This window comes from Bacillus sp. JJ1533 (assembly GCF_036965045.1).
In the GTDB taxonomy this organism is placed as follows: Bacteria; Bacillota; Bacilli; order Bacillales; family Bacillaceae_L; genus Ferdinandcohnia.
The window spans coordinates 62,330-88,481 of the sequence record NZ_JBALOV010000036.1 but is presented as its reverse complement, the minus strand read 5'-3'; the positions used below and the strand labels follow the sequence as shown (position 1 = coordinate 88,481).

The following is a 26,152-nucleotide window of genomic DNA, read 5'->3' as shown; positions in this document are numbered from 1 at the left end:
CATTTTCAAACAATCGTTTGTTTAATGGGTTTTTTCAGTTATATCAATAACTTTCGAATTCAATCATACGTTTGATTGAAATAAATTGATAGTGTTGAGGACAACAAAAAGCACGCTGTACTAGTCGATCTCCTTTAGCAAAGTTTCGTTTTTTACTCTATTCAATAATATAGGAAGAAAACGATTGATACTGGATTTATTTTCACATTTTACATAGAATTAAGCGCCTATCTACGGGAAATATAGTACCAAAGGAGGCTATATCATGGAATCACCTTACAAAGGTACAAATAAAATGATTATCGGGATTGTGTTCGGAGTTATTACATTCTGGCTATTTGCTCAAGCAATGGTGAATGTTGTACCTGCTGTACAAGAAGATTTAGGGATTTCACTGGGGACACTGAACATTGCAATCAGTTTATCAGCTTTATTTTCAGGCATGTTTATCGTTGCGGCGGGTGGTCTTGCGGATAAAATTGGGCGCAAGAAAATCGCCAATATTGGGTTTGTTTTAAGTATTATTGGATCGCTTTGTCTAGTCATAACGCAAGGATCTGCACTGCTCATTATTGGCCGTGTGATTATTGGTCTTTCAGCTGCTTGTATTATGCCTTCCACCATTGCATTAATGAAAGCATACTTCGAAGGGGCAGAACGACAACGAGCATTAAGCTATTGGTCAATCGGTTCTTGGGGAGGTTCGGGCGTTGCTTCTTTTGCAGGTGGTGCAATTGCCACATCATTAGGGTGGAGATGGATTTTCGTTTTCTCCATTATCTTTGCGGTTGTTGGGATGTTTTTACTAAAGGATACACCAGAAAGTAAGCAACCATCCTCGGGTAAGTTTAAATTTGATTACACGGGATTAGCTATTTTTATTGTGACGATGATTGCCTTGAATGTATTTATTACTTATGGATCAGATTTAGGATGGACAAGCCCGATTTCACTAGTTCTTGTAGCTGTAACGATTATAGGTCTACTTGTTTTCATTAAGGTAGAAAAGAGCAAAGATATTGTCCTTATTGACTTCGCCGTGTTTAAAAATGCACCGTATACAGGTGCCACCGTCTCGAATTTTTTACTGAATGCCATTGCGGGTACCTTAGTCGTCGCAAACACGTATGTACAAGTAGGACGTGGCTTCAGTTCATTCCAATCCGGAATGTTGTCATTAGGCTATTTAGTTACTGTTCTCGCCATGATTCGTGTCGGTGAGAAAATTTTGCAAAAAGTAGGCGCAAAAAAGCCGATGATTTGGGGTGCGCTCATTACCACGGTTGGTGTAGGGTTAATGGGCTTAACATTTTTACAAGGCTTTTCTTATACAATTGCTGTTTTTATTGGATTTGCTTTATTTGGATTAGGACTTGGTATTTATGCGACCCCATCAACAGATACATCTGTATCAAATGCCCCGGCTGATAAAGTTGGCGAAGCAGCTGGTGTTTATAAAATGGCAAGTTCGCTAGGTAGTGCATTTGGTGTTGCGATTTCCACAGCAGCTTACGCGGCAATAGCAGCAACGGGCAACCTTGAATGGGCAGCTACAGTAGGTATCATTGTTAATGTAATTTTTGGTATCCTATCAATTATCTCGATAATGGTTATGGTTCCTAAAGATGCAGGTAAAATAACCAAAGAAGTAAAACCAAATCTTACTTCTAAAAAAACAACAACTCGCGAGCCTGTTCCAGAATAGTTAGTGAAAAGGAGTATAGGACAATGAAAGATCAATTAATGGAAATGTTAGAGTCACGTAAGGATGAAATGATTGAAATTCGCAGACATCTTCATGAAAATCCAGAGCTTTCCTTCAAAGAAGAAAAAACAGCTCAATACATCCTGGACTTTTATAAAGGGAAGGACGTAGAAGTTCAATCGAATGTTGGAAATGGCTACGGAATAGTTGTGACAATCAAGGGAGGAAAGACTGGAAAAAAAATTGGGTTGCGTGCAGATTTTGATGCACTTCCAATTGTAGAGGAAGCGGATGTGCCTTTTAAATCAAAAAATGAAGGTGTCATGCATGCTTGTGGTCATGATGGCCATACCGCATATTTGTTGGTATTAGCGGATTGCTTAATTCAATTAAAAAATGAAATACCAGGGACAATTAAGATTATTCACCAGCACGCTGAAGAGGTTCCGCCAGGCGGGGCAAAAAGTATTGTAGAATCCGGCGTTTTGGATGATTTAGATAATGTTTTTGGGATTCATCTACTTCCACTAGGCCCTGCAGGGGTGGTTGGGTATCACGCAGGATATTCTTTCAACGGCAGGGCTTATATGAAATTAAAAGTTCAAGGTAGAGGCGGACATGGCTCATCACCACATCTGGCGAATGATGCGATAGTGGCTGGCGCTCATTTTGTAACTGCTGCTCAAACAATCATTAGTCGTCGTTTAAGTCCATTTGAAAATGGCGTAATAACCATTGGTTCATTTGATGGAAAAGGAACGTTTAATGTCATCAAGGATAGCGTAGAGCTTGAAGGTGATATTCGTTATATGACAGATGAAACAAAGAAAAAAATTGAACATGAAATTAAAAGGCTGGCAAAAGGTCTTGAAGAAGAATTTGGGGTAACCTGTGAGCTAACATATGAAAATGATTACCCACCTCTATACAATGACCCTGAAATAACCCAAAAAGTTGCAGAGTATCTAAAAAATGCAAATGACAAAGACATTAAAGAAGTGAAGGAATTCCCTGCAATGGCTCCTTCTGAAGATTTTGCTTATTATGCAGAAAAATTCCCTTCCTGTTTCTTCTACATTGCGTGTACACCAAAGGGTGAAAAGGATCCGTATTTCAATCACCATCCTAAATTCGATATTGATGAAGATGCACTCCTTGTTGCAGCAAAAGCGGTAGGACATGTTGTTTGCGGCTATTATGAGTTAGATTAAAAGAGGATGAAGCAGGTCATTTTTATGTTCATTAATCTGTACTAATCGGTCGATTTTCTGAAAACCCATTTTCAAACAATCGTTTGTTTAATGGGTTTTCTCAGTTCCATCAAGGGTTTGCCAATTCAAACAATCGTTTGATTGAAATGAAATGGGAGTTTCGTGAGGGACGAAATGCGAGCTGTACTAGTCGAAAAAATGGTCGAAAAATCGATATCCAAGCCAACTCATTCTCTTTTTGAAAATCTTGTTCTATAATGAGGGTGGGGTGAAAGACATGGCTCGTGAACGTAAATTTACGAATGAGGAGTTATTTCAGGTAACTGAGGAACTTCTTCTGACATATAATTATGAAGGATTCCAGTTTAGTTTGGTGGCGGAGCATTTAGATGTTTCCCGCGGGGCAATTTATAAGTATTTTGAAAACAAGGAAGAATTGATTACGGAATATATGCTTTTTAAAATGAACCAATTTCTCGATGAGTTAAAGGAAATCAACTCAATAGAAGGGTTTCATGCCCAATTCGATTTTTTGTTGAATCTCATGTTTAAGAACCCGGAGCTTCCTCATCTTATCGAAATTGGAAAACGTGTTCCGGTTACTATCAATGCTAAGGTTAAAGAAAATAAAGAGAAACTTGAAAAGCTCCATATTGAAATGTACCGTAATGTACAGGGTTTAATGGATTCTGGTAAGAGAGAGAAATTATTGAGTACGAGAATACCTGAACCGGTTGTATTAGGTTATATTTTTCAGTCCGTCGCGATCCCTAATCATTTTGGCATACCGCATGATGTATGGGTTCATTCAATTAAGGAAATAATTTGTCATGGAATTTTCAATGATTTCTAATTGACACATTTGTCACTTTCAAAGATAATTATTGTGACATTTGTGTCATTTTTTTAAAAGGAAAGTGACGCGAACGTTACTTTGGAAAAGTAGAGGTGAATAAATCTTGAAAAAGATGTTACTGGCCATTACAGATAGAGTTACCACAAAAAGAGGCATGTGGATTACATTAACTACATGGCTTATGATTACAGTTTTATTGGCGGTTTTTGCGCCGAATGCAAAGGATTATGAGGTTTCGAGGACTGACTCTTTACCTGATGATTCACAATCAGTTATTGCACAAAGCAAGATTGATGAGTACTTCCAGGATAGTAATGGTACTCCTGGTATTTTAGTCTTTCAATCAAATGAAGAAAAACTTGAATTTCAGGAACTTGTAGATGTATTTAATCTAATTGAAAAGGCTGAGATTCCTGGAGTAGAGCAGGTAGTTCCATTAACAAGCTTACCCCCACAGGCAGTAGCTGGATTCTTTTCAGAGGATCAAACGACTGCTTTGCTTCCGATTATCTTTGATGAATCATTAGAAACAAAGGAAATTCGAGATTCAAAAGAAGTAATCATAAAGGTGGTTGAAGAAAGCTCGAATTTAACCTTGTATGTCACAGGACCCGCCGGAATTGCAACAGATTCACTTGATCTGTTTTCTAGAGCAGACCTAGTCTTAATTTTTTCAACGGTTGGGTTAATCTTACTTTTATTAATTGTGATCTACCGTTCGCCATTATTAGCGTTAATACCATTATTAGCAGCTGTCTTTGTATATGAGGTGGTTCTGCAATCGCTAGGTATACTAGGGAAGGCTGGTTTACAATTAAGCAACCAAACGATATCAATCATGTCGATTCTTTTATTTGCGGCAGTTATTGACTACTCATTATTTGTGTTCTCTCGTTTTCGTGAAGAACTTAAGAGTTACGAAAATAAATACGATGCTATGAGGGCCGCGATGAAAGAGGTAGGAATGCCAGTCTTCTTCTCAGGTGGAACGGTTTTGGCAGCGATGCTCGTGTTATTCTTCGCAGACCTTGGAGATTATCAAAACTTTGCTCCAACCTTTGCCACAACAATGGTGATTATCATGATTGCATCCATTACATTAGTGCCTGCATTATTTACACTCTTTGGCAGAAAATCATTCTGGCCAAAGGTTCCAAAGGTTGGGGATGAAAAAGTTAAAGATCATTCCTTCTGGAGCAAAATTGGAAGACAGGTTGTGAAAAAACCTGGATTATATGTCAGTATTGTAGGTATATTTCTCTTTGTTTCAGCAGCCAATATGTTTAACCTGACGTATGAATTTGATACGATGAAGTCATTTCCAGAAGATATGCCATCGCGACAAGGTTACGAATTAATTGAAGAGAAATTTGCAAAAGGTGAACTAGCACCATCAACCGTATTATATGAAGGAGAAAATGCTATTTCTCAAGAAGAACAGGAGTCATTACGTAAAGAGTTATTAGCGCAGGACCTTGTTACCGAAGTAAGAATCAACGGAACGGCTGAAGATAACCGAGTTTTAAATTTCTCCTTGACCTTTGAAGAAGGGCCATATGACGTTAAAACAATGGATGCAATGGAGAACATGATAAATAACTCCGAATCCATTTTAGCAAATACAAATCTAGACGGAGACCTTTATTTTGCCGGAGAAACGGCAACTAAAGTAGACGATCGTTCAACCAATAATCGCGATGTTATTTTGATAGTCATTCTTGAAACAATCTTAATTTTTGGTTTGCTAATCGTCCTTACAAAGTCATTTAAAATGCCTATCTATATGATGGGTACAATCTTAGTTTCATTTTTAGCAGCATTAGGATTGGGTATTTTCTTGACAAATCTCTTCTTTAATATCGATACAGTAGCTAACCGGGTGCCATTGTACGCATTTGTTTTCCTAGTTGCACTTGGAATTGATTATAATATTATGCTTATCTCAAGATTCCAGGAAGAAAGAAGAAACCATTCAGTTAATGAGGCGGTCCAAATAGCTGTTGCTAAAACAGGCGGAGTCATTTCATCAGCTGGTATCATTTTAGCCGCAACCTTCGCAGTTTTAATGACACAGCCAGTTCAATTATTATTTGTTTTCGGCTTTATAGTAGCGGTCGGAATTCTGTTAGATACCTTCCTGATTCGAGGAGTGTTATTACCAGGGTTGATTGTCTTATTGGAGAAGGATAAAGCAGTAAGTACAGAAAAATAATTCTCAAAAGAAAGAGACGCATGAACAAATGCGTCTCTTTTTTAACTCTTCATTTTTGGATCTAGTGCATCACGCAGACCGTCACCCATTAGATTAAAGCCGAGTACTGTCAACATAATGGCTAGCCCTGGGAAAATAAGTGTCCAAGGTGCTTGTTGAATATAGCTTCTTGCATCACTTAGCATTCTTCCCCATTCTGGCTCTGGTGCCTGTGCACCTAAGCCCAGGAACCCTAAAGCAGCTGCCTCGAGTATGGCTGTTGCTATTCCAAGTGAGCCTTGAACAATAATGGGTGTTATGCTATTTGGAAGAATATGCTTTAAAAGAATTCGAGAATCTTTCATTCCGATTGCTTTTGCAGCCATGATAAATTCTTCTTCCTTAATACTGATGACCTTTGAACGGACGAGACGTCCAAAATTAGGTACATTTATAATGGCAATTGCAATTAGTGCGTTTTGAAGGGAAGGTCCTAAAATAGCGACAATCGCAATCGCTAATAGGATACTTGGGAATGCTAGTAAAATGTCAAATGTTCGTGAAATAAGCATATCCACCCATCTTCCATAATAACCAGCAAGAATTCCAAGTAAAGAACCGATAATTGCAGAGGCTAATACCGCAAAGAAACCAACCCATAACGAGATTCTTGCTCCATAAATAATTCTTGAAAAAATATCTCTCCCTAAATCATCTGTGCCAAACCAATGATCTGCAGAGGGAGGTTGAAGACTATCGGCTAGGATAGATTCTTTATAGCTTTGTGGTGCTAGAACGTCTGCGAAAATTGCTACTAAGATAAAAAAGGCAACAATTCCTGTACCAACAAGTGCTAAGCGGTTCTTTTTAAATCCCTTCCATGCATCTTTCCAGGGAGAAACCACTGTATCATCATTTTGTGTCACTGCTATGTTAGATTCTTGTTGAGGAGCTATTTCACCCATACAACTCCACCTCTTTTCAATTATTGATATTTAATTCGTGGATCAAATACTGCGTATAGTAAGTCAACGATTAGGTTAATAAATACGAAAATTGCTGCAATGAGCAGGACGCCAGATTGAACGACTGGGTAATCTCTAAAAGAAATTGCTTCATAAATATATCTTCCGATGCCAGGCCAACTAAAAATCGTTTCGGTTAGGATGGCTCCGCCTAGCAGAAGTCCCATTTGAAGTCCAATGGTAGTTAAAACAGGAATAAATGCATTTTTTAAGGAATGCTTATAAACCACCCAAAACATTCTTTGACCTTTTGCTCTTGCTGTTCGGATATAGTCAGAACGCATAACCTCTAGCATACTTGATCTTGTCATTCTAGCAATAATCGCCATCGGGATGGTTGCTAATGCAATACTAGGTAAAATTAAGTGCTTTAATGCTACAACAAATTGATCAAAGTTCCCTTGAATCAATGTATCTAGTAAAAATAAGTGTGTGATAGGTTCAATTGGGTCACGAATATTCTCTCTTCCAAGAGACGGTAACCAGTTAAGCTCAAGGGCAAAAATCCATTGCTCCATTAACCCGAGCCAAAAGATAGGGATAGAAACACCGATAAGAGCGAGGATCATCGCTGTGTAATCGAACCATGAGTTTTGGAACCAAGCGCTAATGATTCCTGCATTTACACCAATCACGACTGCAATAATTATGGCAACGAGAGCAAGCTCAAAGGTTGCGGCTAAAAATGGCCAGATTTCTTCAGAAATTGGAGTGCGGGTACGAAGTGATTCTCCTAAGTCACCTTGGAATAAATCACCGATATACGAAATATATTGTGTATACCAGGGCTCGTCCAACCCAAGTTGCTGAGTTAATGCTTCTTTGGCAGCAGGAGATGCTTTTTCACCCAAGATAGCATCTGCTGGGTCACCAGGGATTAGCCGTAGCATAAAGAATACGATAAGAGACATTCCGAATAAAACCGGAATTAGCATGAGTAAACGGCGAACCGTATATGAGAGCATTATGTTCACCCCTTTTGATGTTTAAAGGGGAGTAACAAGACTCCCCTTCTTAACTATTAGATGATGTTCAAAAAGTCCGGTGAAAATGACGCATCAGCAGATGAACTTCGACTAAATACTGACACTTCCTGTGTCGAACGTCGAAGTCACCACATCCTGTGGAAGCGCGTTGGCTTGCTTCTCCGTTCCTCACGTATTAACTGCATACGCTCCGGTCTCAAAGCTGCGCCGCCTTGAACTTTCGACGCACAAGGATGTGCTAGTGTCGACAATGCCACAGGACGTGGCGTTTTTGTCGACTCGGTCCTTTTCATCCTCCTTTTTGAACACGACTATTATTCAAAATATACGTTTGTAAATTTATCTACACCTGTAGGATGTGGAATGAATCCTTTTAGGTTGCTGCTAGCAGCTAAAGCAGCACGTGCATGTGCAATTGGAATCCAAGGACCATCATTATGAATGATAACCTGAGCTTGTTTGTACATGTCATTTCGTTTTGCTTCATCTGTTTCAGTTTGTGCTGAAATTAGGAGATCATGAAGCTCTTGGTTTGCATAACGTGAATAGTTATTTCCATCAATGCTGTCTTGATCTAATAATACATATAAGAAGTTATCTGGGTCACCATTGTCACCAATCCATCCAGCAAGATATGACTGAGCCTCACCGTTTTGAACTTTTTCAAGGAAGGTTGTCCAATCGTATGTTACAATCTCAACATCTACACCAATTTTTGCAAAGTCAGCTTGAATGGCTTCAGCAATTTTTTGTGGTTCAGGCATGTAATCTCTTGGGTTAGTGAAAGTCCAAAGCTCCATTTTGAATCCATCTGGATATCCAGCTTCTGCAAGAAGTTCTTTTGCTTTGTCTAAATCATATGCATAGCCTTCGATTTCGTCATTATATCCTGGCATAAATGATGGATATGGGTTAACTGCAACATCCGCATTTCCAGCATAGAATGTATCGATGATCGCTTGTTTATCTACTGCGTGGTTAAGTGCTTGACGAACCTTCACATTATTGAATGGTTCCATTTCAGTGTTAAAGCCAAAGTATCCAATATTCATACCTGGACGTAATAATACTTGTAATGAAGAATCACTTTCAATTTGTGAAACATCACTTGGATTTACTCCATCCATTAAGTCAATTTCACCTGTTTTTAATGCTGTTAGTCGTGCTGAATTATCAGGAATGACTCTGAAGATGACCTTTTCAAGCTTTGGAGTGCCTGCCCAATAATCTTCGTTTCTTTCAAGAGTAATTGTGTCATTACGTTTCCATTCTTTGAAAACAAATGGACCAGTACCAACTGGGTTTTCACCAAATTTATCGCCTTGTTCTTCAATAGCCGTTGGACTAGCAATTCCAAATGGACCCATTGCTAGGTTGTTTAAAAATGGTGCTTGTGGGCGTTTGAGAGTGAATTTTACAGTATAGTCATCCACAGCTTCAATAGATTCAATGACATGGCCTTCGTCATCCTTATAGCCGCCGAACATAGCAGCGTAATATACGAATGCGCCATCTGTGCCGCCGCTCATCCAACGCTCAAAGTTGAAAACAACAGCATCTGCGTTAAAGTCTGTGCCATCATGGAATTTTACGCCTTCTTGTAATTTGAATGTATACTCTAAAGAATCATCAGAGATTGTCCACTCAGTTGCTAATGCAGGCTTAACCTCTGTAGTTTCCTCTTCATAATCTAAAAGAGTATCAAAAATGTTTTCTGTAACTTTTAGTGATTCACCATCAGTTACAACACCTGGGTCTAGAGAAGTTGTATCAGCTCCACGACCATAAATTAATGTAGTTTGCGCTTCATCTTTAGCTGATGATGAAGAATCGCCGTTATCTGACTCTTTGCTGCCACAAGCCATTAATAAGGCAGAAAGTACAACAAATAGTACTAACGTTAGTAAGAAACGTTTTCTCATAATTTTCTCCTCCAATAATTTTTATCTTTGGCTAGGTAAATCGTATGTTAATAGATATACACTGCCAATTTATTTTTGCTCTTCTCCATAAAGGTGGCAAGCTGTATAGTGACCTTGCTCTACCTCTTGAAGTGTAGGAACAACCTGTTTACAAATATCCATTGCCTTTGGACAACGTGTGTGGAACGGACATCCAGTTGGTGGATTTGATGGACTAGGTACATCACCACTTAGAATAATTCGTTCCTGCTTGTGATCTGGATCCGGAATAGGAACAGATGAGAGCAAGGCTTCCGTATAAGGATGCTTAGGAGATTCATATAAACGATCACTATCGGTTAATTCTACGATTCTTCCTAAATACATAACTCCAACTCTATCACTGATGTGACGAACAACACCTAAGTCATGGGCAATAAATAAATAAGTTAAATCAAAGTCTTTTTGTAAATCTTCAAGAAGATTTAGAACCTGAGATTGGATTGAAACGTCAAGAGCCGAGACAGGCTCATCAGCAATGATTAGCTTTGGTTTAACGGCTAAGGCACGGGCAATACCAATCCTTTGTCTTTGACCTCCACTAAATTGATGTGGATATCGTTTAGCATGATAGGAATTTAAGCCAACAATTTCAAGTAATTCACGGACTCTCTTCTTTCTTTCTTGTCTATTTCCGAGACCATGAACGATTAATGGCTCTTCGATTATCTTTTCGACAGTATGTCTTGGGTTTAGTGATGCAAAAGGATCTTGGAACACCATTTGGATATCCTTTCTCATCTTTCTCATTTCTGAATTAGATAGACTCATTAGATCCCTATCTTCAAAGATGATGTTTCCGCCAGTCGGCTCAAGAAGTCGCATCAGCATACGACCTGTTGTGGATTTTCCACAACCACTTTCACCAACTAAACCGAGTGTTTCTCCTTTATGTAGGCTGAAGGAGACACCATCAACTGCTTTAACAGCACCTGTCTGCTTTTGAAGGACTCCGCTTTTAATCGGAAAATGCTTTTGCAGGTCTTTTACTTCCAATAATGTTTCGGGCATTCGTTTCTCCCTCCTTTACAAACCTTTAATGTGATGCACTCTGAAGGAGTACAGCCTTGCTTTCAGATTCGTGTAGATGACATCTTGCTTGTTGCCCATTTCCAACATCTAGTAAACTAGGAGCAACCTCTCTGCACTTATCAAATGCATAAGGGCATCTTTCTGCAAAATGGCAGCCTTTTTTTATTGACCCTGGGATCGGAACACTGCCTGGTATCGAGAAGAGACGGTCTTTTTTAGTTCGAACATCTGGAACAGATTCAATAAGCCCTTTTGTATAAGGATGTTGAGGGTTTTTGAAAAGGGACTTAGTATCACCTTCTTCAACAACCTTTCCCGAATACATAACTGCGATCCTGTCACACATTTCAGCAACGACACCAAGGTCATGTGTGATCATTATGATAGAAGTATTTGTTTCCTTATTTAGCTTTTTCATCAATTCTAAGATTTGGGCCTGAATGGTCACGTCAAGTGCAGTTGTTGGCTCGTCCGCGATTAAAACTTCAGGTTCACAAACCATTGCCATCGCAATCATGACCCTTTGACGCATACCTCCCGATAATTGATGAGGATATTCATCTATTAATTCGTCAGCTCTGGGGAGACCAACAAGGTTTAGCATCTCAATTGCTCTCATTCTGGCATCTTTTTTCGAAATCTTATTATGTATTAAAATGGCTTCGATTAATTGATTGCCGATTGTGAACACAGGGTTTAATGATGTCATTGGCTCTTGAAATATCATTCCAATTTTATTTCCGCGAATTTGTCTCATTCGCTTTTCCTTTGCGTTTACAAGGTTTTCGCCATTAAATAAAATTTCGCCGCCGACTATTTTCCCAGGGTGCTGTACAAGCTGCATGATGGAAAGAGAGGTGACACTTTTACCGCAACCAGATTCACCAACGATTCCGAGGATTTCCCCTTTTTTAAGATAAAGATCAACCCCATTTACAGCAGGAATTTGTCCACTGTCAGTAAGAAAGTGGGTTTTTAACCCTTTTATTTCTAGAATAGTATCTTCCATAAAAATACACCCCTTTCTATATTGGGATACCAACTAAAGTTTTTGTAATATATTAATAACAAAAACTAATTATACACTCAATAAATAGAATTTCAAGAAAAATTGATTGATTTAAAAAGATATAAATCTTTCCATAGACAGAAAAATGGCATTTTTATAACGATGTAATCGCTTTAGTGAAATGCTTTATAGTAATAAAGGAAATTGTTATATTGATATCCAAATTGGCAGGGAAATGTTATAGAAAAAATAATATGGGGAAGGGGAGGATGTAAAACAAAAAACTCCTTATGTTTTTAACTACATAAGGAGTTTGCTTGAATTTTTATTAGTTCTGCGCCATTTTGAATTCTAAGAAAAGCTGATTGTAAATGGCAAGATTCTTTTTCCCTAGATTTTCATAAACCTCGAGTCTTTCGGTTAGCTCAGGTGAAGGATAGAATCGCTCATCAGTCACCATATCTTCAGGCATATATTGAAGAGCCTCTTTGTTTGGAGTGGAGTAGCTAACATATTCTGTGTTTTGCGCAGCTACTTCTGCATCCAACATAAAATTAATGAATTGGTGGGCACCCTCAATATTTTTTGCGGTTTTTGGAATCACCATATTGTCAAACCATAGGTTAGAGCCCTCACTTGGTACCACATAGTCAATATCTTCGTTTTCCCACATAATATCTGCAGCATCACCAGACCATACAATTCCAATTGCAGCTTCGCCATTTTGGATAAGGACTTTTCCTTCGTCACCAACGATAGCTTTGACATTTGGCGTAAGAGTGATGAGTTTTTCCTTTGCTTCGTTTAAGTGATCAAGATTCGTGTCATTTAATGAATAACCAAGGGAGTTAAGTCCCATACCCATTATTTCTCTGGCACCGTCAACTAAGATAATTTCATTTTTTAAGGAAGGATCCCAAAGGTCATTCCAGCTTGTGAACTCTTTTCCATCGAGCATTGCTGGGTTAAACACAATTCCAACGGTTCCCCAGAAATATGGAACAGAGAATTTATTGTCTGGATCAAACGGAAGATCCATGAAACGCTCATCAATGTTTTTTAAATTTGGTAACTTCGAATGGTCAAGAGGGATGAGCAAGTCCTCTTGGCGCATTTTATCAATCATATATTCAGATGGAACCGCAATATCATACGTTGTTCCACCTTGTTCAATCTTTGTCATCATCGCTTCGTTAGAGTCAAAGGTTTCGTAAATGACCTTGATTCCAGTTTCTTCTTCAAAACGGTCGATTAATTCTTCGTCAATATAATCTCCCCAGTTATAAATCGTCAGCGTATTCCCACTTGCAAGACCCTGAGACGAATTTAAATGGTGGATCAAATACAGAAGACCACCGGAAACGAAAATAATGGCTAAGAAAGCACGGATGAGTTTCGTCATTTCCGAACCCCCAATCCACGTGTGCTGCCACGTTGTGCGATAAAGTAGTAACCGACTGCAAGCAGCATTGTAAAAATAAATAATAAAGCGGACAATGCATTAATATTCAGTGAGATTCCACGGCGTGCGAGGGAATAGATTTCAACGGAAAGCGTTGAGAAACCATTACCTGTCACGAAGAATGTAACGGCGAAATCATCAAAGGAATACGTAAGGGCCATGAAAAATCCAGCAAAAATCCCTGGAGTGATATAAGGAATAATGACCTTTGTAAGAACCTGCCATTGGCTTGCTCCGAGGTCCTTTGCCGCATCGATTAAAGTTGGGCTCATTTCCTTTAATTTTGGTAATACCATCAGAACGACAATGGGAATACAGAAGGCAATATGTGAAAGCAACACAGAATAAAAGCCTAATTTAATTCCAGCCATAGTTAGTAAAATTAAGAAAGACGCACCGATGATAACATCAGGGCTCACGATTAATACATTATTTAATGACAATAATGTATTCTGAGTTTGTCTTTGTTTTACAGAGTGAATGCCAATTGCACCAAGCACCCCAATAATCGTTGAAACCAGTGCCGAAAGCAAGGCAATCACAAATGTATTTAACACAATGATGAGTAATCTTGTATCCCCAAATAGCTCCTTATACCAATCCAAGGTGAAGTCCTCGAAATTGTTCATCGTGCCACCGCTATTGAAGGAGTAATAGATTAAATAAAAAATCGGTGCATATAAAATGAAGAAAATAATAAATAGATATACTTTTGAAGATATGGCTAGTTTATCTTTCATTTTTTGCACCTCGTTTCTTGCGGTTTCCAGTCGCCACCATAATTAACACCATGAATATGATGAGGAAGACGGCAATGGTCGAACCCATACCCCAATCCTGTGTGACAAGGAACTGTTGTTCAATCGCTGTACCAAGTGTAATCACTTTGTTACCTGCAATTAATCGTGTCAACATGAACAATGATAGGGCAGGGATGAATACAACCTGACATCCAGATTTTACACCTTGAATCGTCAGTGGAAAAATCACACGGCGAAACGTTGTCCATTTAGATGCACCTAAGTCTCTAGCGGCATCTAATAGACTCGGATTTAACTCATTTAATGAGTTAAAGATAGGTAAAATCATAAATGGTATAAAAATATAAACCGATACAAATACAAAACTGAAATCCGTAAATAACAACTGTCTAGAACCGATACCTAGAACTTCAAGGATTGCATTTGCAGTTCCATAGGCTCCAAAAATCCCGATAAAAGCATATGCTTTTAATAGTAGATTAATCCAAGATGGAGCAATGATGAGCAGTAGCCAAAGGTGTTTGTGCTTTGTTCTTGTGATTAAATAGGCTGTAGGGTATGCCACCAATAAAGAGATAGCTGTTATTAAAAAGGCATACCAAAATGAGCTTAATGTCATTTTTAGATAAATAGGTGTAAAAAATGTTTTATAATTGATTAATGAAAGATTTCCTTCTATATCAAAAAATGAATAATAGAGTACAAGTGTAATTGGTGCAATAACAAATACAAGAATCCATAGTGCATAAGGGATAAAATATAAATTGCGGGTTAGCTTATTTTCCATGGCTTTCCCCGTCCACATAAGCCTCTAAACGGCGATCGTATTCTTCTTCCGTTTCACCGATACGCATAACATGAATCGCCTCAGGATCAAAGTAAAGTCCGATCTCGTCGCCAACCTTCGCTTTCTTTGTAGAGTGAACAAGCCATTCATTTCCGTCCTTGTCAAAACCGCAAATTTCATAGTGGACCCCTCTGAAAAGCTGTGAATCTACAACTACCTGTAACTTTCCTTTTTCAACAGAGGTAATCTCTAAATCTTCAGGACGAATGACAATTTCAACATCCTCATTATCTGAGAAGCCTTGGTCAACACAGTCAAATTTCTTACCAACAAATTCTACTAGAAAGTCTTTGTGCATTTTCCCTTTTACGATATTCGATTCCCCGATAAAGTCTGCAACAAAGCGGTTGATTGGCTCATCATATATATCAATCGGGCTGCCACTCTGTTGAATGTTTCCTTTATTTAAAACAAAAATCTCATCAGACATCGCAAGCGCTTCTTCTTGGTCGTGTGTGACAAAGATAAAAGTAATACCAAGGCGCTTTTGAAGGTCGCGAAGCTCATACTGCATTTCCGTACGCAGCTTTAAGTCAAGAGCAGACAAAGGCTCATCCAATAGAATAATCTCTGGTTCATTCACAATCGCACGAGCAATCGCAACACGTTGTCTCTGACCACCAGACATTTCTCTAATTTCACGATTTTCATAGCCAGTAAGATTGACGAAGCTTAAAGCTTCTTTCACTTTTTTATCGATTTCAGATTGCTTAAATTTCTTTATTCGTAAGCCAAAGGCAACATTTTCATAGACATTAAGATGTGGAAATAGGGCGTAATCCTGAAACACCGTATTAACCTGACGCTTATTGGCAGGTGTGGTATTTACCTTTTTTCCATTAAAGTAAACCTCTCCATCTGAAGGTTCGATAAATCCTGCAATCAAACGCAAGATTGTAGTTTTTCCGCATCCAGAAGGACCAAGAAGGGTATAGAATTTTCCTCTTTCTATTTCAAAACTGACATTGTTGAGGACCGGTGGGTCATTGTCATATTGTTTCGTCACATTTTTAAACTGGATAATAGGTATACTGTTCATTAGCAACCCCCTTCTTTCTATATAGTTTAAGATTATAGTTTTATGTAATCCGGCATAATTATACACGAAACGGTAAAAATTTCAATAACATTCATAATAGTCAAGGTGTAAAAATATGGGTTGCCATATTGGGAATAGTTACTAGGAGGAAAGTAGGGTGTTTGTAGTAGGAAAAAATTCACATTTCTAGAAAAAGGTTAGGTTAAATTCATTGACCTAAAGCAAAAATAGAAATATAATTATAGTACAATTTAAAATACTCTTTCTTTAGTGAGATAATTGAATAAAGTAAAGGCAAATTCATTGAAAGATGAAGACGCAAAACTATAGGGGCTTAGTCCAATGTGTTCATAAAGAAGGGATTCTCCAGAATTATTGAACATCCTTTTGGGACATGCCAGCCAGTTGCCGAGAATAACTCGTATCTAAGGACGTAGATTAATCGGTATATGATTAGTCTTTTTTTATACCATTTTACCATTACTGTTGCTACTATTTTACTAGATTTTTGGATAAGGGAGGGTTTCACTCAATAACTTGAACATCCTCTAAAAAATTTTGGAAGTGATTACACATGGAGAAAACCATCCAGAATCTGAACGTATTAAAAAAATTAAGTGGATTAATCGAAAGAATTGGTTCTGAAAAGAATTTGATTTCTGACGAGACTCGCGGCTTTTTTGATGGGATCTGTCAGGAAAGAGAAGAACAAGAGATTACCAATACCCTTTTAACTCAACTCCAACAAATGAACGAACAAATGGAAAATATGCATTGGATGAACAAGCATTACCGTATCCTTCATGAATTTGCCCAAATTTGCAGCAAAACCCTAAATGAAAGCGTTCTTCTTCAAAAATCCTATGAAATGGTTTCACGTGTTATGCCAGCGGATGCATTTTATATTGCCTTGCATAATCCCGGCGATGCCCATATTCAAATGATTTTTATTATGGATAACGGAGAACCAGCACCTCCAAGTATCGTGGAATTTGGTGAAAATTACACATCAAAGGTTATTAAAACGCGAGAAATTGTTCACCTCAAAAGTCAAAATCAAAACATCGAATTTGATACGAAAATGGGAGAAGGGGACGAAGATACAAGGTCCTGTCTTTTTGTACCAGTTGTAATTGATGACCAAGTAAAAGGTGTCATCTCGACTCAAAGCTTTAGGGACTTCGCCTATCGGAAGGAGCACGAAGATCTTTTACAAATGATCGGTGCACAGGTTATCAATTCGATTGAAACTGCTCGATTGTACGCAAAAATATACACGATGTCCCGTACCGACGAATTAACAGATTTAAAAAACCACCGTGCTTTCCACGAGGATTTAGCCCAGTTAATTCGAAACGAAAATGACGAAATTATCGTTATGATGATCGACTCTGACGATTTAAAGCAAGTCAATGACCGTTTCGGCCATGATGCTGGTGATTTGTATTTAAAGATTGTTGCAGATGGAATAAAAATGCTATGCAATGATAAGGTCGAAGGTTATCGGTATGCGGGTGATGAGTTCATGATCCTCATAAAAACTCAAATCGATATGGGGGTAAACGAAATCTACGATACATTAACAGAGTACTATCGTGCACACCCACTCATTATTGAGGATGAAAAAGTCACTGTTTCAATCAGCTCTGGTGTTGGGATATATCCTTATAATGGAACAACAGTGGATTCCTTGAAAAAGGCAGCAGACCAAGCGCTTTATGCTGCAAAAGAAAGTGGAAAAAACCGAATGGTCGTGGCCAATTAATAAAAAAGCTCATCCAAGTGGATGAGCTTTTTACTCGTTTATATGGGCAATAATGCCTTCTTCATCATCTAATACAAGCTTAATCCCGGCATAGGGGTCTCTGTTCAGAAATTCACCAAGCCATAGACGAATCGCTTCAATTAAGTTCGCCATAATGAGGACCTGTTTTCGATCATTCACATATACTTCTGCGGAGAATCCGTAGTCATCGTCATACATGAGTTCTACTTCAACTTCTTCTGGCTTGACTTGTTTCTTTAAGCCAATATATACGCAGACAGCATTAATGATTTCTTGTTCAGAAAGAATTAGCGACGCCATGGATCCGCCTCATTTTTCTTGCGATCTTTAATCATTACGAAGATTTTTCGAATAACAACAATTAAAACATAAATCGCAAGAACGTTAATCATTAATCCTAAAAATGAACCAAGCATACCCATTCCGCCTAAAAGACCACCGAAGAGGAATCCTGCAAGTCCACCTAGCATTAGACCTTTCATTAACCCACCAGACATGAATCCACCTTTAGGGTTGGTAGGAGTAGTTGATTTGTTGGTAACATTATTTTCTTCCTTTTTCTTTTGTTGTTGTTGGAAGTTGGATTTGTTCGTGTTTCCAATATTATTATTAAAACCACGTTTACCTGATTTATAGCCTTTTGCCTCAACAGTTGTGGTTTGGTCTTGGAAAACAAAGTTCCCAAGTGGCGAAAGAATCAGGGTAAGTGCTACTAATGCTGATAAAACCTTTTTCATATAAATGTGTACCTCCATATGTTAGTATTTATATTTTTACTATTATAACCTATTTCGTTGAAATTCTCTTGTGATTCACCTTCACTCTTATATACGATGAAAATGAGAGAAGGTTTCATTTTATAGATAAAAAAATGCTGGAAAATAGTAACAAAACCTTATATACCCAACCAGGTCAATATCACTATAGATGTAGGTAAAAAGTGGTTTTCTTATCCTAAGAGCTATAAAAATGGTATAGTATATTTGTAGTAATAGAAGGCAGGAGAGAGGATATATAATGAAAACAGAAATAGAGCTACAAAAAACATCCCTCATAGCTGATCTTAGATCTCTTTTTAAGGCAGGAGTTTTACTAGCAAATGTTCTACCTGTGTTTTCAGGATTTTGGTTAGCCATTTACTTTACGGGTGTTTCATTTCAAGATAACTTGGGATTGTTTCTATATACAATGATTGGAAGTACACTCGTCATGGCGGGGGCTTTAATTATTAATAATTGGTATGATGTAGACATTGATACAGTCATGGATCGAACAAAGAAACGACCAACTGTAACAGGCAACTTTTCATTGAAGTTTGTATTGGCCTTAGGCATTATTTGTACAGTATTAGGATTTGTTTTCTTATTTTTCACCACATATCAAGCTGTCTTTTTTACATTTGTAGGCTGGTTCACGTATGTTGTATTATACACGATGTGGTCTAAGCGCAGATTTACGATAAATACTGTGATTGGCAGTGTTTCAGGGGCTGTATCCCCATTAATGGGGTGGGCAGCTGTTGCACCAATCAATCATACCGTCCCAATCGTGCTTTTTTTGATTTTATTTGTGTTTCAAATGCCTCACACGTATGCGATCGCGATCAGGAAGTTTGATGAATATAAGGCTGCAAATGTTGCCATGCTCCCAGTCGTTAGTGGTATTGCAGCTACGAAGAGGCATTTTCTATTCTGGGTTATTTGTCTGTTCCCAATGCCTTTCTTTTTAGGTGACCTTGGAATGGTTTTTGTCATCCTTGCGACATTGCTCAATATCGGATGGATCATCTTGAGTATTAAAGGTTTTTCGATTAAAGAAGATATGAAATGGGCTCGCTGGAATTTCCTGTATTCTGTAAACTATATATTGCTTATCTTTCTATTGATGGTCATTGTGACATTACCTAAATATTTTGGATAGTGTATGGATTAAACCTCGCCGTATTTGATGTGGCGGGGTTCTTTAGTGTCATTTAAAACTGCTTGAGGCAGCATTTAGCTTATAGAAAAGGGAAGTGGGTGTGGTCTCGGGGCGATCTGGAGCCCCACCCAACCTTCCAGCCCAAAATTCAACCCAAACTGTCACAAATTCTACCCCTCAATCGTCTTGTTTATAAATCGAACTGTGGGAGTGAGTATTATGCAACTTAATGAAAAAACATGGGATTGCATCATTATCGGAGGCGGTGTAGCTGGACTAACTGCTTCCATCTACTTGGCGCGAGCTGGAAAGTCTGTGCTTGTGTTAGAAAAGTCGAAAACACTAGGTGGGAGAGGAAAAACGACGAAGAAGCTGGATTCTTATTTGAATCTGGGACCACATGCACTTTATTCGAAAGGAAAATCGTTGGAGGTCCTTGGCGAATTGGGCATTGAAGTAGAGGGGAGCATTGTTCCAACAGAAGGAAAGATTGTTCACAATAACCAAATTTACGATATTCCGGCTACACCAATTGGTCTCATAACTAGCCCATTATTAAATTGGAAAGCTAAGAAAGAGCTATTCTCTTTTTTCATTAAATATAAGAAAATAGATACAAACAAAATTAAAAATATACCATTACGACAATGGTTGCAGCATAGGATAAAGGATGAGGTTGCTCAGCAGCTTATCATCATGTTATCCCGTTTGTCCACCTATTCAAATGAGCCTGACCTGTTAAGTGCTGGTGCAGCATTAAAACAACTTCAATTAGGAAACGCAATTTACCTAAACAATGGCTGGCAAAATATGATAGATACCTTAGGAAAAATGGCTACCGAAAAAGGGGTCCACTTTCAAACAAGTAAAAGTGTTACAAAGGTTAATGGTACTTTTCCGCAATTCACGGTGCATACAAATGAAGAAACGATTACCGCACACAATGTACTTTCTACTTCAAGTCCTCATGAAACAGCTAACATGCTATCAGAAATGAAAAACATCCCAAATATAAAAGAATGTATTCCAGTACGTGTAGCCTGTATGGATCTTATTTTGTCAAAGTTACCTCACCCAAAAGTTAATTTTGCGATGGGGTTGGAGGAACCATTTTATTTTTCGAATCATTCCAAGGTAGCGAGATTAAGCGACCGGGATTTCCAAATTGTTCATGTGATGAAATATAGTAACACTAATGAGGATACAGAAAGAGAATTAGAGAATTTTATCGAAAAAGTTCAGCCGGGTTGGGAGAAGTATGTAGTCTATAAACGATATCTTCCTAGAATGACAGTTACAAATAGTTTAGTTTTAGCAGCCCAAAGCAAAAGACCCTCGCCATCTGTTGAACAGATACCTGGATTTTATATTGCGGGGGACTGGGTGGGAGATGGAATGCTTGTAGATGCTTCCTTTCAAAGTGCTAGACAGGCTGCTCTACTTATTCTTGAAAATACATGATCAAAGGAGGGGTATCAAAATGTTGGATGAACATTTATATCGGGAATATAAGCCTCTCTTATTTTCGATTGCCTATCGCATAATGGGTACAATAACAGATGCCGAGGATATTATTCATGATGTTCTATTAGATTTTGAGAAGTCTAGTCGTGGCCAAATCGAAAATATCAAAGCCTATCTTTGTAAAATGGTGACCAATCGTTCCATTGATCAGTTAAAATCAGCCAGAAAGCAAAGAGAGGTCTATATAGGTCCTTGGCTGCCAGAACCAATAATTATCCACGATGAGGGTCCGGAGCATGTGGCCATAATGAAAGACACTATTTCGTATGCTCTCCTGTCTTTGATGGAACAACTAAGTCCTGTTGAACGAGCGGTATTTGTCTTAAGAGAAGCATTTGGATATGAGTATGATGAAATTGCTTTTATGATAGATAAAGAGGTAACAAACTGCAGGAAAATCTTAAGTAGGGCAAGGAAAAAGCTAGATTATAAGGATGACATAAATGACTTGCAGGTAAGTCAGGAGAAAATGGGAGACTTGATTCACTCTTTTTTACGTGCTGCAACAACTGGGAATATAGATGGTCTGCTTAGTTTACTAGCAAATGATGCAGTGCTCTACTCAGATGGCGGAGGTAAGGTGAAAGCTGCAATCGTACCTATTAAAACGAAGGAACGAGTATCTCAATTTATTTTAGGGATTATTCGAAAGTTTGGACAGGATGATAAATTGGAGATTGAAGTAGTCAACGTCAATGGTCAAATTGGGATATTGATTAAACGAAATCACAAACCAGAAAATGTGGTATGCTTTGAAATAGAAAACAATCAAATCAACCAAATTTTTTCAATTCGCAATCCTGAAAAGCTAACATATGCCATAAGTGGTGTGACATTTTAAGTAGCAGCCATCGTTATAAGGAGACTACCAATGGACGATAAGTATTACGATGCAATTTTACAAGTGAAAACAGGCGGAGGTCAAAAAGGGTTTAGTTCATCTGTTCACTATCATCGCTATGAGCCGACTCCATACGTAGGACTGGCGGCTTTGTTTGAACATTATCATTTGAAGGACCGTGATCGGGTAGTTGATTTTGGCTGTGGAAAGGGACGGCTTCTTTTTTATATTCATCATCATTTTAAGTCAACCGTTGTTGGCGTTGAGATTGATAAAAGCTTATATCATGTTGCTGTTCAAAACCGAGAACGTTATGCAAAAGGTGCGGGTATTCGTAAAGCGGATATTGAGATTCACCATTGTGCCGCACAGGATTATAAAGTCCATCCACTCGACAATCGATTTTATTTTTTTAATCCATTTTCAATCCAGGTTTTTAAGCATACGGTTTCCAATATTCTACAATCGTACGAGCAGGATCCGCGTGAAATGGAGGTTATTCTTTATTACGGTTCAAATGATTACACTTATTTTTTGGAGAACAATACTCCTTTTCAATTGAAGAATGAGATAATCATTCCAGAGTTGTTTGAGAAAAACACATATGAGAGATTTATGGTGTATCAGCTTGCATAGGCAGCTTCCGAAGAATGGAGGCTGCCTTTTTTTTATGTGAATATATGTAGTTCACCAATTTGTCATTTTTGAAGTTGGGGTAAAGACAAAAATGATAAAGGGTATATGGAATCCAGTAATGATGCAGTTTTGGTGCATTTAGAGGGAGTTTTTAGGGACAGAAAAAAGTCAATTTTCTAGTCCTTTTTTTATTGGGTGTATTAAAAATTACACCTTAAGTGTGATTCAGTTCACAACATTGAGAATGGTTCCTAACTATGATGAAAGTAAGAAGAACATAAGGAGGTTGAGTTGGATGGGAGCTTCAAAGGTTAACCAAAACAAAAAGATAGACGGAGAATATCAAGGTCCATATATAGGAACTTGGATTTCTGTCGGTGTGGTTGGAGCAGTCATTCTTTTCACGTATATAGTACTATTCGGCCTATTCATGTCTAGATTCTAGGAGGGGAAAAAAATGAAAATGCATCTTGATGAAAAAATATGGCTTACAGTAAGTTTCGGTATGATCATGGCTTTCATGCTTATCACTGGTTACCAAACCTTCGCATTAGAAATGGGGCCGCCAAGTCATATGGAAACAATCGATCCTCAGAAAGTGGACGAAACAGCTCCATTTGACAAACCTGGTGTTTATAAAATTGGCGAAAACGAATATGAAGTTGTCATGACATTAGAAATATTCTCTTTTAATCCAGGGAAAATCGAAATTCCTGCTGGTTCAAAGGTTCACTTTACAATGACATCTAAAGATGTTGTACACGGATTCGAAGTTGCAGGCACAAACTTAAACGCAATGGTAATGCCAGGACATATCCAAAAAATCACTCAAACGTTTGATGAGCCTGGTGAGTATTTAATTTTATGTAATGAATATTGCGGTGCTGGTCACCAATTAATGGCCACTACAATTACAGTGAAATAAGGGGGGGAGACCATTGGCAACGGTATTAAAAAACTCAGATTTGACCTTTAAGGAAAAAGCAAACAAGGTTTTAGGTGTAAATACACAGGACGCAAAAATTTCTAAATCCTATTTATCAGTAGCATTTATCGCATTATTATTAGGTGGACTTTTTGGACTATTACAAGGTTTAAACCGTGCAGGTCTTTTAGAATTACCAGGCTGGCTTAACTATTATCAAGTATTAACAGCACACGGTCTATTACTGGTAGTTGTAATGTCAGCATTCTTTACAATCGGTTACTTCTACGCAGCTCTTTCACATACATTAGGTGGTTTATTACCTAATGTAAGGAAAATGGCATGGATTGGTTTCTGGACGAAGATGGTTGGTATCGTCCTAGTTGTAATACCAGTCTTAATGAATGAAGCATCTGTTATGTACACATTCTATCCACCAATGGCGGCACACCCAGTATTCTATATCGGGCTAGCACTAGTGGTAGTAGGTATCTGGATCTTAGCAGCTGGAGCATTTATGCAAGTAGCAAACTGGAGAAAGAATCACAAAGGTCAACATCTGCCAATCCTTTCTTTCTTCGCGACAGGTGTATTCATCCTATTAGTTGGCGCTACTGCATTTGTAGCAGTTGAAGTATTATTCTTGATTCTACCATGGTCACTTGGATGGGTAGACACAATTAACGTCATGGTATCTCGTACATTATTCTGGGCTTTCGGACATACAGCAGTTAACATTTGGTATTTAACAGCAACATCTGCATGGTATGTAATCGTACCGAAAATTATTGGCGGAAGACGCTTTAGTGACACACTCACTCGTGTTGTTGTTATCGCATTAGTTATCATGAACATCACTGGTGGATTCCACCACCAAATTATTGACCCTGCAATTCTGCCATCCGTTAAATTCTTACATGTATTCATGAGTTTAGCGATTGGTTTCCCATCTTTAATGACAGCATACGCAATGTTTGTAGTATTTGAGCGTACAGGTAGAGCAAAAGGTGGAAAAGGCGCACTAGGCTGGTTGAAAAAGTTACCATGGAGTGACGTCCGCTTCCTAGCACCATTTATCGCGATGGCTGCTTTTATCCCAGCAGGGGCAGGGGGTATTGTACAAAGCACAAACCAGCTTAACCAAGTGGTTCACAACACAATGTGGGTCGTAGGACACTTCCACTTAACACTAGGTATGTCAGTCGTAATGACATTCTTCGGAATTAGTTACTGGTTAATCCCATTTATTTCAGGTCGTGTCTTAACAAAAGGAATGAATAAATTAGGTGTTGTTCAAACCATCATCTGGACAATCGGTATGGTATTAATGTCAACTTCAATGCATACGGTTGGACTATTCGGTTCTCCACGTAGAACATCCTACTCAGACTACTTTGGAAGTGCTCAAGCTGCAAGCTGGGAACCGTATATGATGGTTGTTGGTATCGGAGCAACATTATTATTAGTCGCAGTCATCATTCAAGTATATGCAGCATTTAACATGATGTTCTTTGCACCAAAGGGCCAAACAGAATTCCCGATTGCAGACGTAGCAGAAAATGCTTCAAAAACTCCACTATGGACAGAGCGTTGGGGACTTTGGGTAGTGCTTATGGTTCTAGTAATCGCAATGGCATATGTATTGCCACTAACAGATATGATTGTAAATGCACCTCCAGGATCACCGCCATTTAAGACTTGGTAATCTCGAGGGAAGAACTTAAATAGAAAGAGATAGCGAAAACAACGGCTATCTCTTTCTATAATTAAAGGAAAAAAAGAAATAGGATGTGATCTTCATGATCCAAAAAAATCGGAAGACATTCGCTAGCATTTTTATATTATTATTTGGATGTGTACTGTTCTATACGGGAACCGATGGATTTCAGGCATTTACTGCAGAAACAGCAAGAGTCAACCAATTAATAGAGGAGAAGCCGACATTTCCAGATGTAACATTTGAAGATAGCGAGGGACGAACATATCCTATTTCTGAGTTTCAAGATAAATACGTATTTATCACATTTTTATATACATCCTGTACAACTGTTTGTCCACAATTGGAAATGAATATGGCACAGGTCTATGAGCAGATCCCGCAAGAATACATCGGCAAAGATATCGTCTTTCTAAGCATTAGCTTTGATCCAACGAGAGATGACCCAGCAACCTTAAGTAAATATCGAACCTTCTTTGGAGCAGACGGAGAAACATGGAGAATGGCTAGGATTTTAGATGAAACTGAATTACAGGCCCTTCTTGATGAGTTTGGTGTAATTGTCATCCCGGATGGAAGAGGAAACTTTGCACATAACTCAGCCTTTTATTTAGTAGATGGGAACGGTGCATTAATGGCTGTCATGGATTATCGAGAAATCGATGAAGCGGCTGCCAAAGTCATTAGCATCTTAGAAACTGAAAAGGGGGAATAGGCT

The 26,152-nt window shown here is 38.3% G+C and carries 24 protein-coding genes and 1 riboswitch; of the genes, 13 read left to right on the top strand and 11 right to left on the bottom strand.

Going from position 1 to position 26,152, the window contains the following annotated elements:
• The first annotated feature begins 265 nt into the window (after positions 1 to 265).
• The 4 genes from V7138_RS19865 (at position 266) to V7138_RS19850 (ending at position 5,984) form a co-directional block, all read left to right on the top strand.
• Complete coding sequence (locus V7138_RS19865; protein WP_335400786.1) at positions 266 to 1,705, top strand: MFS transporter; 1,440 nt, start codon at positions 266 to 268, stop codon at positions 1,703 to 1,705.
• Positions 1,706 to 1,728: 23 nt separating this feature from the next.
• Positions 1,729 to 2,916, top strand: a complete 1,188-nt coding sequence (locus tag V7138_RS19860; protein WP_335400784.1) for an amidohydrolase — start codon at positions 1,729 to 1,731, stop codon at positions 2,914 to 2,916.
• Positions 2,917 to 3,193: 277 nt separating this feature from the next.
• A complete protein-coding gene (locus V7138_RS19855) occupies positions 3,194 to 3,769 on the top strand; it encodes a TetR/AcrR family transcriptional regulator (protein WP_335400782.1) in 576 nt (191 codons plus the stop codon).
• Between the two features lie 106 nt (positions 3,770 to 3,875).
• Complete coding sequence (locus tag V7138_RS19850) at positions 3,876 to 5,984, top strand: MMPL family transporter (RefSeq protein WP_438824383.1); 2,109 nt, start codon at positions 3,876 to 3,878, stop codon at positions 5,982 to 5,984.
• 41 nt (positions 5,985 to 6,025) lie between these two features.
• On the opposite strand, the gene nikC is transcribed toward V7138_RS19850, so the two are convergent.
• From nikC to V7138_RS19805, 9 genes are all read right to left on the bottom strand, one after another.
• A complete protein-coding gene (nikC, locus tag V7138_RS19845; RefSeq protein ID WP_335400780.1) occupies positions 6,026 to 6,928 on the bottom strand; it encodes a nickel transporter permease in 903 nt (300 codons plus the stop codon).
• A 20-nt stretch (positions 6,929 to 6,948) separates the two neighbouring features.
• The gene (locus V7138_RS19840; protein WP_335400778.1) at positions 6,949 to 7,953 is read right to left on the bottom strand and encodes an ABC transporter permease; all 1,005 of its coding nucleotides are present in this window, start codon (positions 7,951 to 7,953) and stop codon (positions 6,949 to 6,951) included.
• Between the two features lie 335 nt (positions 7,954 to 8,288).
• Positions 8,289 to 9,896 (bottom strand): ABC transporter substrate-binding protein, encoded by a 1,608-nt coding sequence (locus tag V7138_RS19835; RefSeq protein WP_335400776.1) that lies wholly within the window; start codon positions 9,894 to 9,896, stop codon positions 8,289 to 8,291.
• Positions 9,897 to 9,965: 69 nt separating this feature from the next.
• Positions 9,966 to 10,946: an ABC transporter ATP-binding protein gene (locus V7138_RS19830; RefSeq protein WP_335400774.1), complete on the bottom strand. Its 981-nt coding sequence runs from the start codon at positions 10,944 to 10,946 to the stop codon at positions 9,966 to 9,968.
• A 25-nt stretch (positions 10,947 to 10,971) separates the two neighbouring features.
• Complete coding sequence (locus V7138_RS19825; RefSeq protein ID WP_335400772.1) at positions 10,972 to 11,976, bottom strand: ABC transporter ATP-binding protein; 1,005 nt, start codon at positions 11,974 to 11,976, stop codon at positions 10,972 to 10,974.
• 328 nt (positions 11,977 to 12,304) lie between these two features.
• The gene (locus V7138_RS19820) at positions 12,305 to 13,378 is read right to left on the bottom strand and encodes an ABC transporter substrate-binding protein (protein ID WP_335400770.1); all 1,074 of its coding nucleotides are present in this window, start codon (positions 13,376 to 13,378) and stop codon (positions 12,305 to 12,307) included.
• The gene (locus tag V7138_RS19815) at positions 13,375 to 14,178 is read right to left on the bottom strand and encodes an ABC transporter permease (protein ID WP_335400768.1); all 804 of its coding nucleotides are present in this window, start codon (positions 14,176 to 14,178) and stop codon (positions 13,375 to 13,377) included. The genes V7138_RS19820 and V7138_RS19815 overlap by 4 nt, the downstream gene beginning before the upstream one ends.
• Positions 14,168 to 14,986 (bottom strand): ABC transporter permease, encoded by an 819-nt coding sequence (locus V7138_RS19810; RefSeq protein WP_335400766.1) that lies wholly within the window; start codon positions 14,984 to 14,986, stop codon positions 14,168 to 14,170. The genes V7138_RS19815 and V7138_RS19810 overlap by 11 nt, the downstream gene beginning before the upstream one ends.
• Positions 14,976 to 16,085: an ABC transporter ATP-binding protein gene (locus tag V7138_RS19805; RefSeq protein ID WP_335400764.1), complete on the bottom strand. Its 1,110-nt coding sequence runs from the start codon at positions 16,083 to 16,085 to the stop codon at positions 14,976 to 14,978. Before V7138_RS19805 ends, V7138_RS19810 begins: the two co-directional genes overlap by 11 nt.
• Positions 16,086 to 16,368: 283 nt before the next feature.
• Positions 16,369 to 16,496: riboswitch (cyclic di-GMP riboswitch) on the top strand.
• A gap of 163 nt (positions 16,497 to 16,659) precedes the next feature.
• Here V7138_RS19805 and V7138_RS19800 point away from each other — a divergent pair.
• Positions 16,660 to 17,850 (top strand): sensor domain-containing diguanylate cyclase, encoded by a 1,191-nt coding sequence (locus V7138_RS19800; protein WP_335400762.1) that lies wholly within the window; start codon positions 16,660 to 16,662, stop codon positions 17,848 to 17,850.
• A 30-nt stretch (positions 17,851 to 17,880) separates the two neighbouring features.
• On the opposite strand, the gene V7138_RS19795 is transcribed toward V7138_RS19800, so the two are convergent.
• Together V7138_RS19795 and V7138_RS19790 are read right to left on the bottom strand one after the other, a co-directional pair.
• Positions 17,881 to 18,171: a YxcD family protein gene (locus tag V7138_RS19795; RefSeq protein ID WP_335400760.1), complete on the bottom strand. Its 291-nt coding sequence runs from the start codon at positions 18,169 to 18,171 to the stop codon at positions 17,881 to 17,883.
• On the bottom strand, positions 18,159 to 18,608 hold the full coding sequence (locus V7138_RS19790; protein ID WP_335400758.1) for a hypothetical protein: 450 nt from the start codon (positions 18,606 to 18,608) through the stop codon (positions 18,159 to 18,161). Before V7138_RS19790 ends, V7138_RS19795 begins: the two co-directional genes overlap by 13 nt.
• Before the next feature lie 280 nt (positions 18,609 to 18,888).
• Between V7138_RS19790 and cyoE the strand changes: the two genes are divergently transcribed.
• From cyoE to V7138_RS19750, 8 genes are all read left to right on the top strand, one after another.
• Positions 18,889 to 19,791 carry a heme o synthase gene (cyoE, locus tag V7138_RS19785; RefSeq protein ID WP_335400757.1) on the top strand — a complete coding sequence of 301 codons (903 nt, stop codon included), beginning with the start codon at positions 18,889 to 18,891 and terminating at the stop codon, positions 19,789 to 19,791.
• Positions 19,792 to 20,010: 219 nt separating this feature from the next.
• Entirely contained in the window at positions 20,011 to 21,252 is a 1,242-nt protein-coding gene (locus V7138_RS19780; protein ID WP_335400755.1) for a phytoene desaturase family protein, read from the top strand.
• Positions 21,253 to 21,271: 19 nt separating this feature from the next.
• Positions 21,272 to 22,156, top strand: a complete 885-nt coding sequence (locus V7138_RS19775) for an RNA polymerase sigma-70 factor (protein WP_335400753.1) — start codon at positions 21,272 to 21,274, stop codon at positions 22,154 to 22,156.
• A 30-nt stretch (positions 22,157 to 22,186) separates the two neighbouring features.
• Positions 22,187 to 22,792: an SAM-dependent methyltransferase gene (locus tag V7138_RS19770; RefSeq protein WP_335400751.1), complete on the top strand. Its 606-nt coding sequence runs from the start codon at positions 22,187 to 22,189 to the stop codon at positions 22,790 to 22,792.
• A 295-nt stretch (positions 22,793 to 23,087) separates the two neighbouring features.
• Positions 23,088 to 23,237: a cytochrome c oxidase subunit 2A gene (locus V7138_RS19765; RefSeq protein WP_335400749.1), complete on the top strand. Its 150-nt coding sequence runs from the start codon at positions 23,088 to 23,090 to the stop codon at positions 23,235 to 23,237.
• Between the two features lie 12 nt (positions 23,238 to 23,249).
• Positions 23,250 to 23,717 (top strand): cytochrome c oxidase subunit II, encoded by a 468-nt coding sequence (locus V7138_RS19760; RefSeq protein ID WP_335400747.1) that lies wholly within the window; start codon positions 23,250 to 23,252, stop codon positions 23,715 to 23,717.
• Positions 23,718 to 23,730: 13 nt separating this feature from the next.
• Positions 23,731 to 25,422 (top strand): cbb3-type cytochrome c oxidase subunit I, encoded by a 1,692-nt coding sequence (locus V7138_RS19755; RefSeq protein WP_335400745.1) that lies wholly within the window; start codon positions 23,731 to 23,733, stop codon positions 25,420 to 25,422.
• 94 nt (positions 25,423 to 25,516) lie between these two features.
• Complete coding sequence (locus V7138_RS19750) at positions 25,517 to 26,149, top strand: SCO family protein (RefSeq protein WP_335400743.1); 633 nt, start codon at positions 25,517 to 25,519, stop codon at positions 26,147 to 26,149.
• Positions 26,150 to 26,152 lie beyond the last annotated feature (3 nt).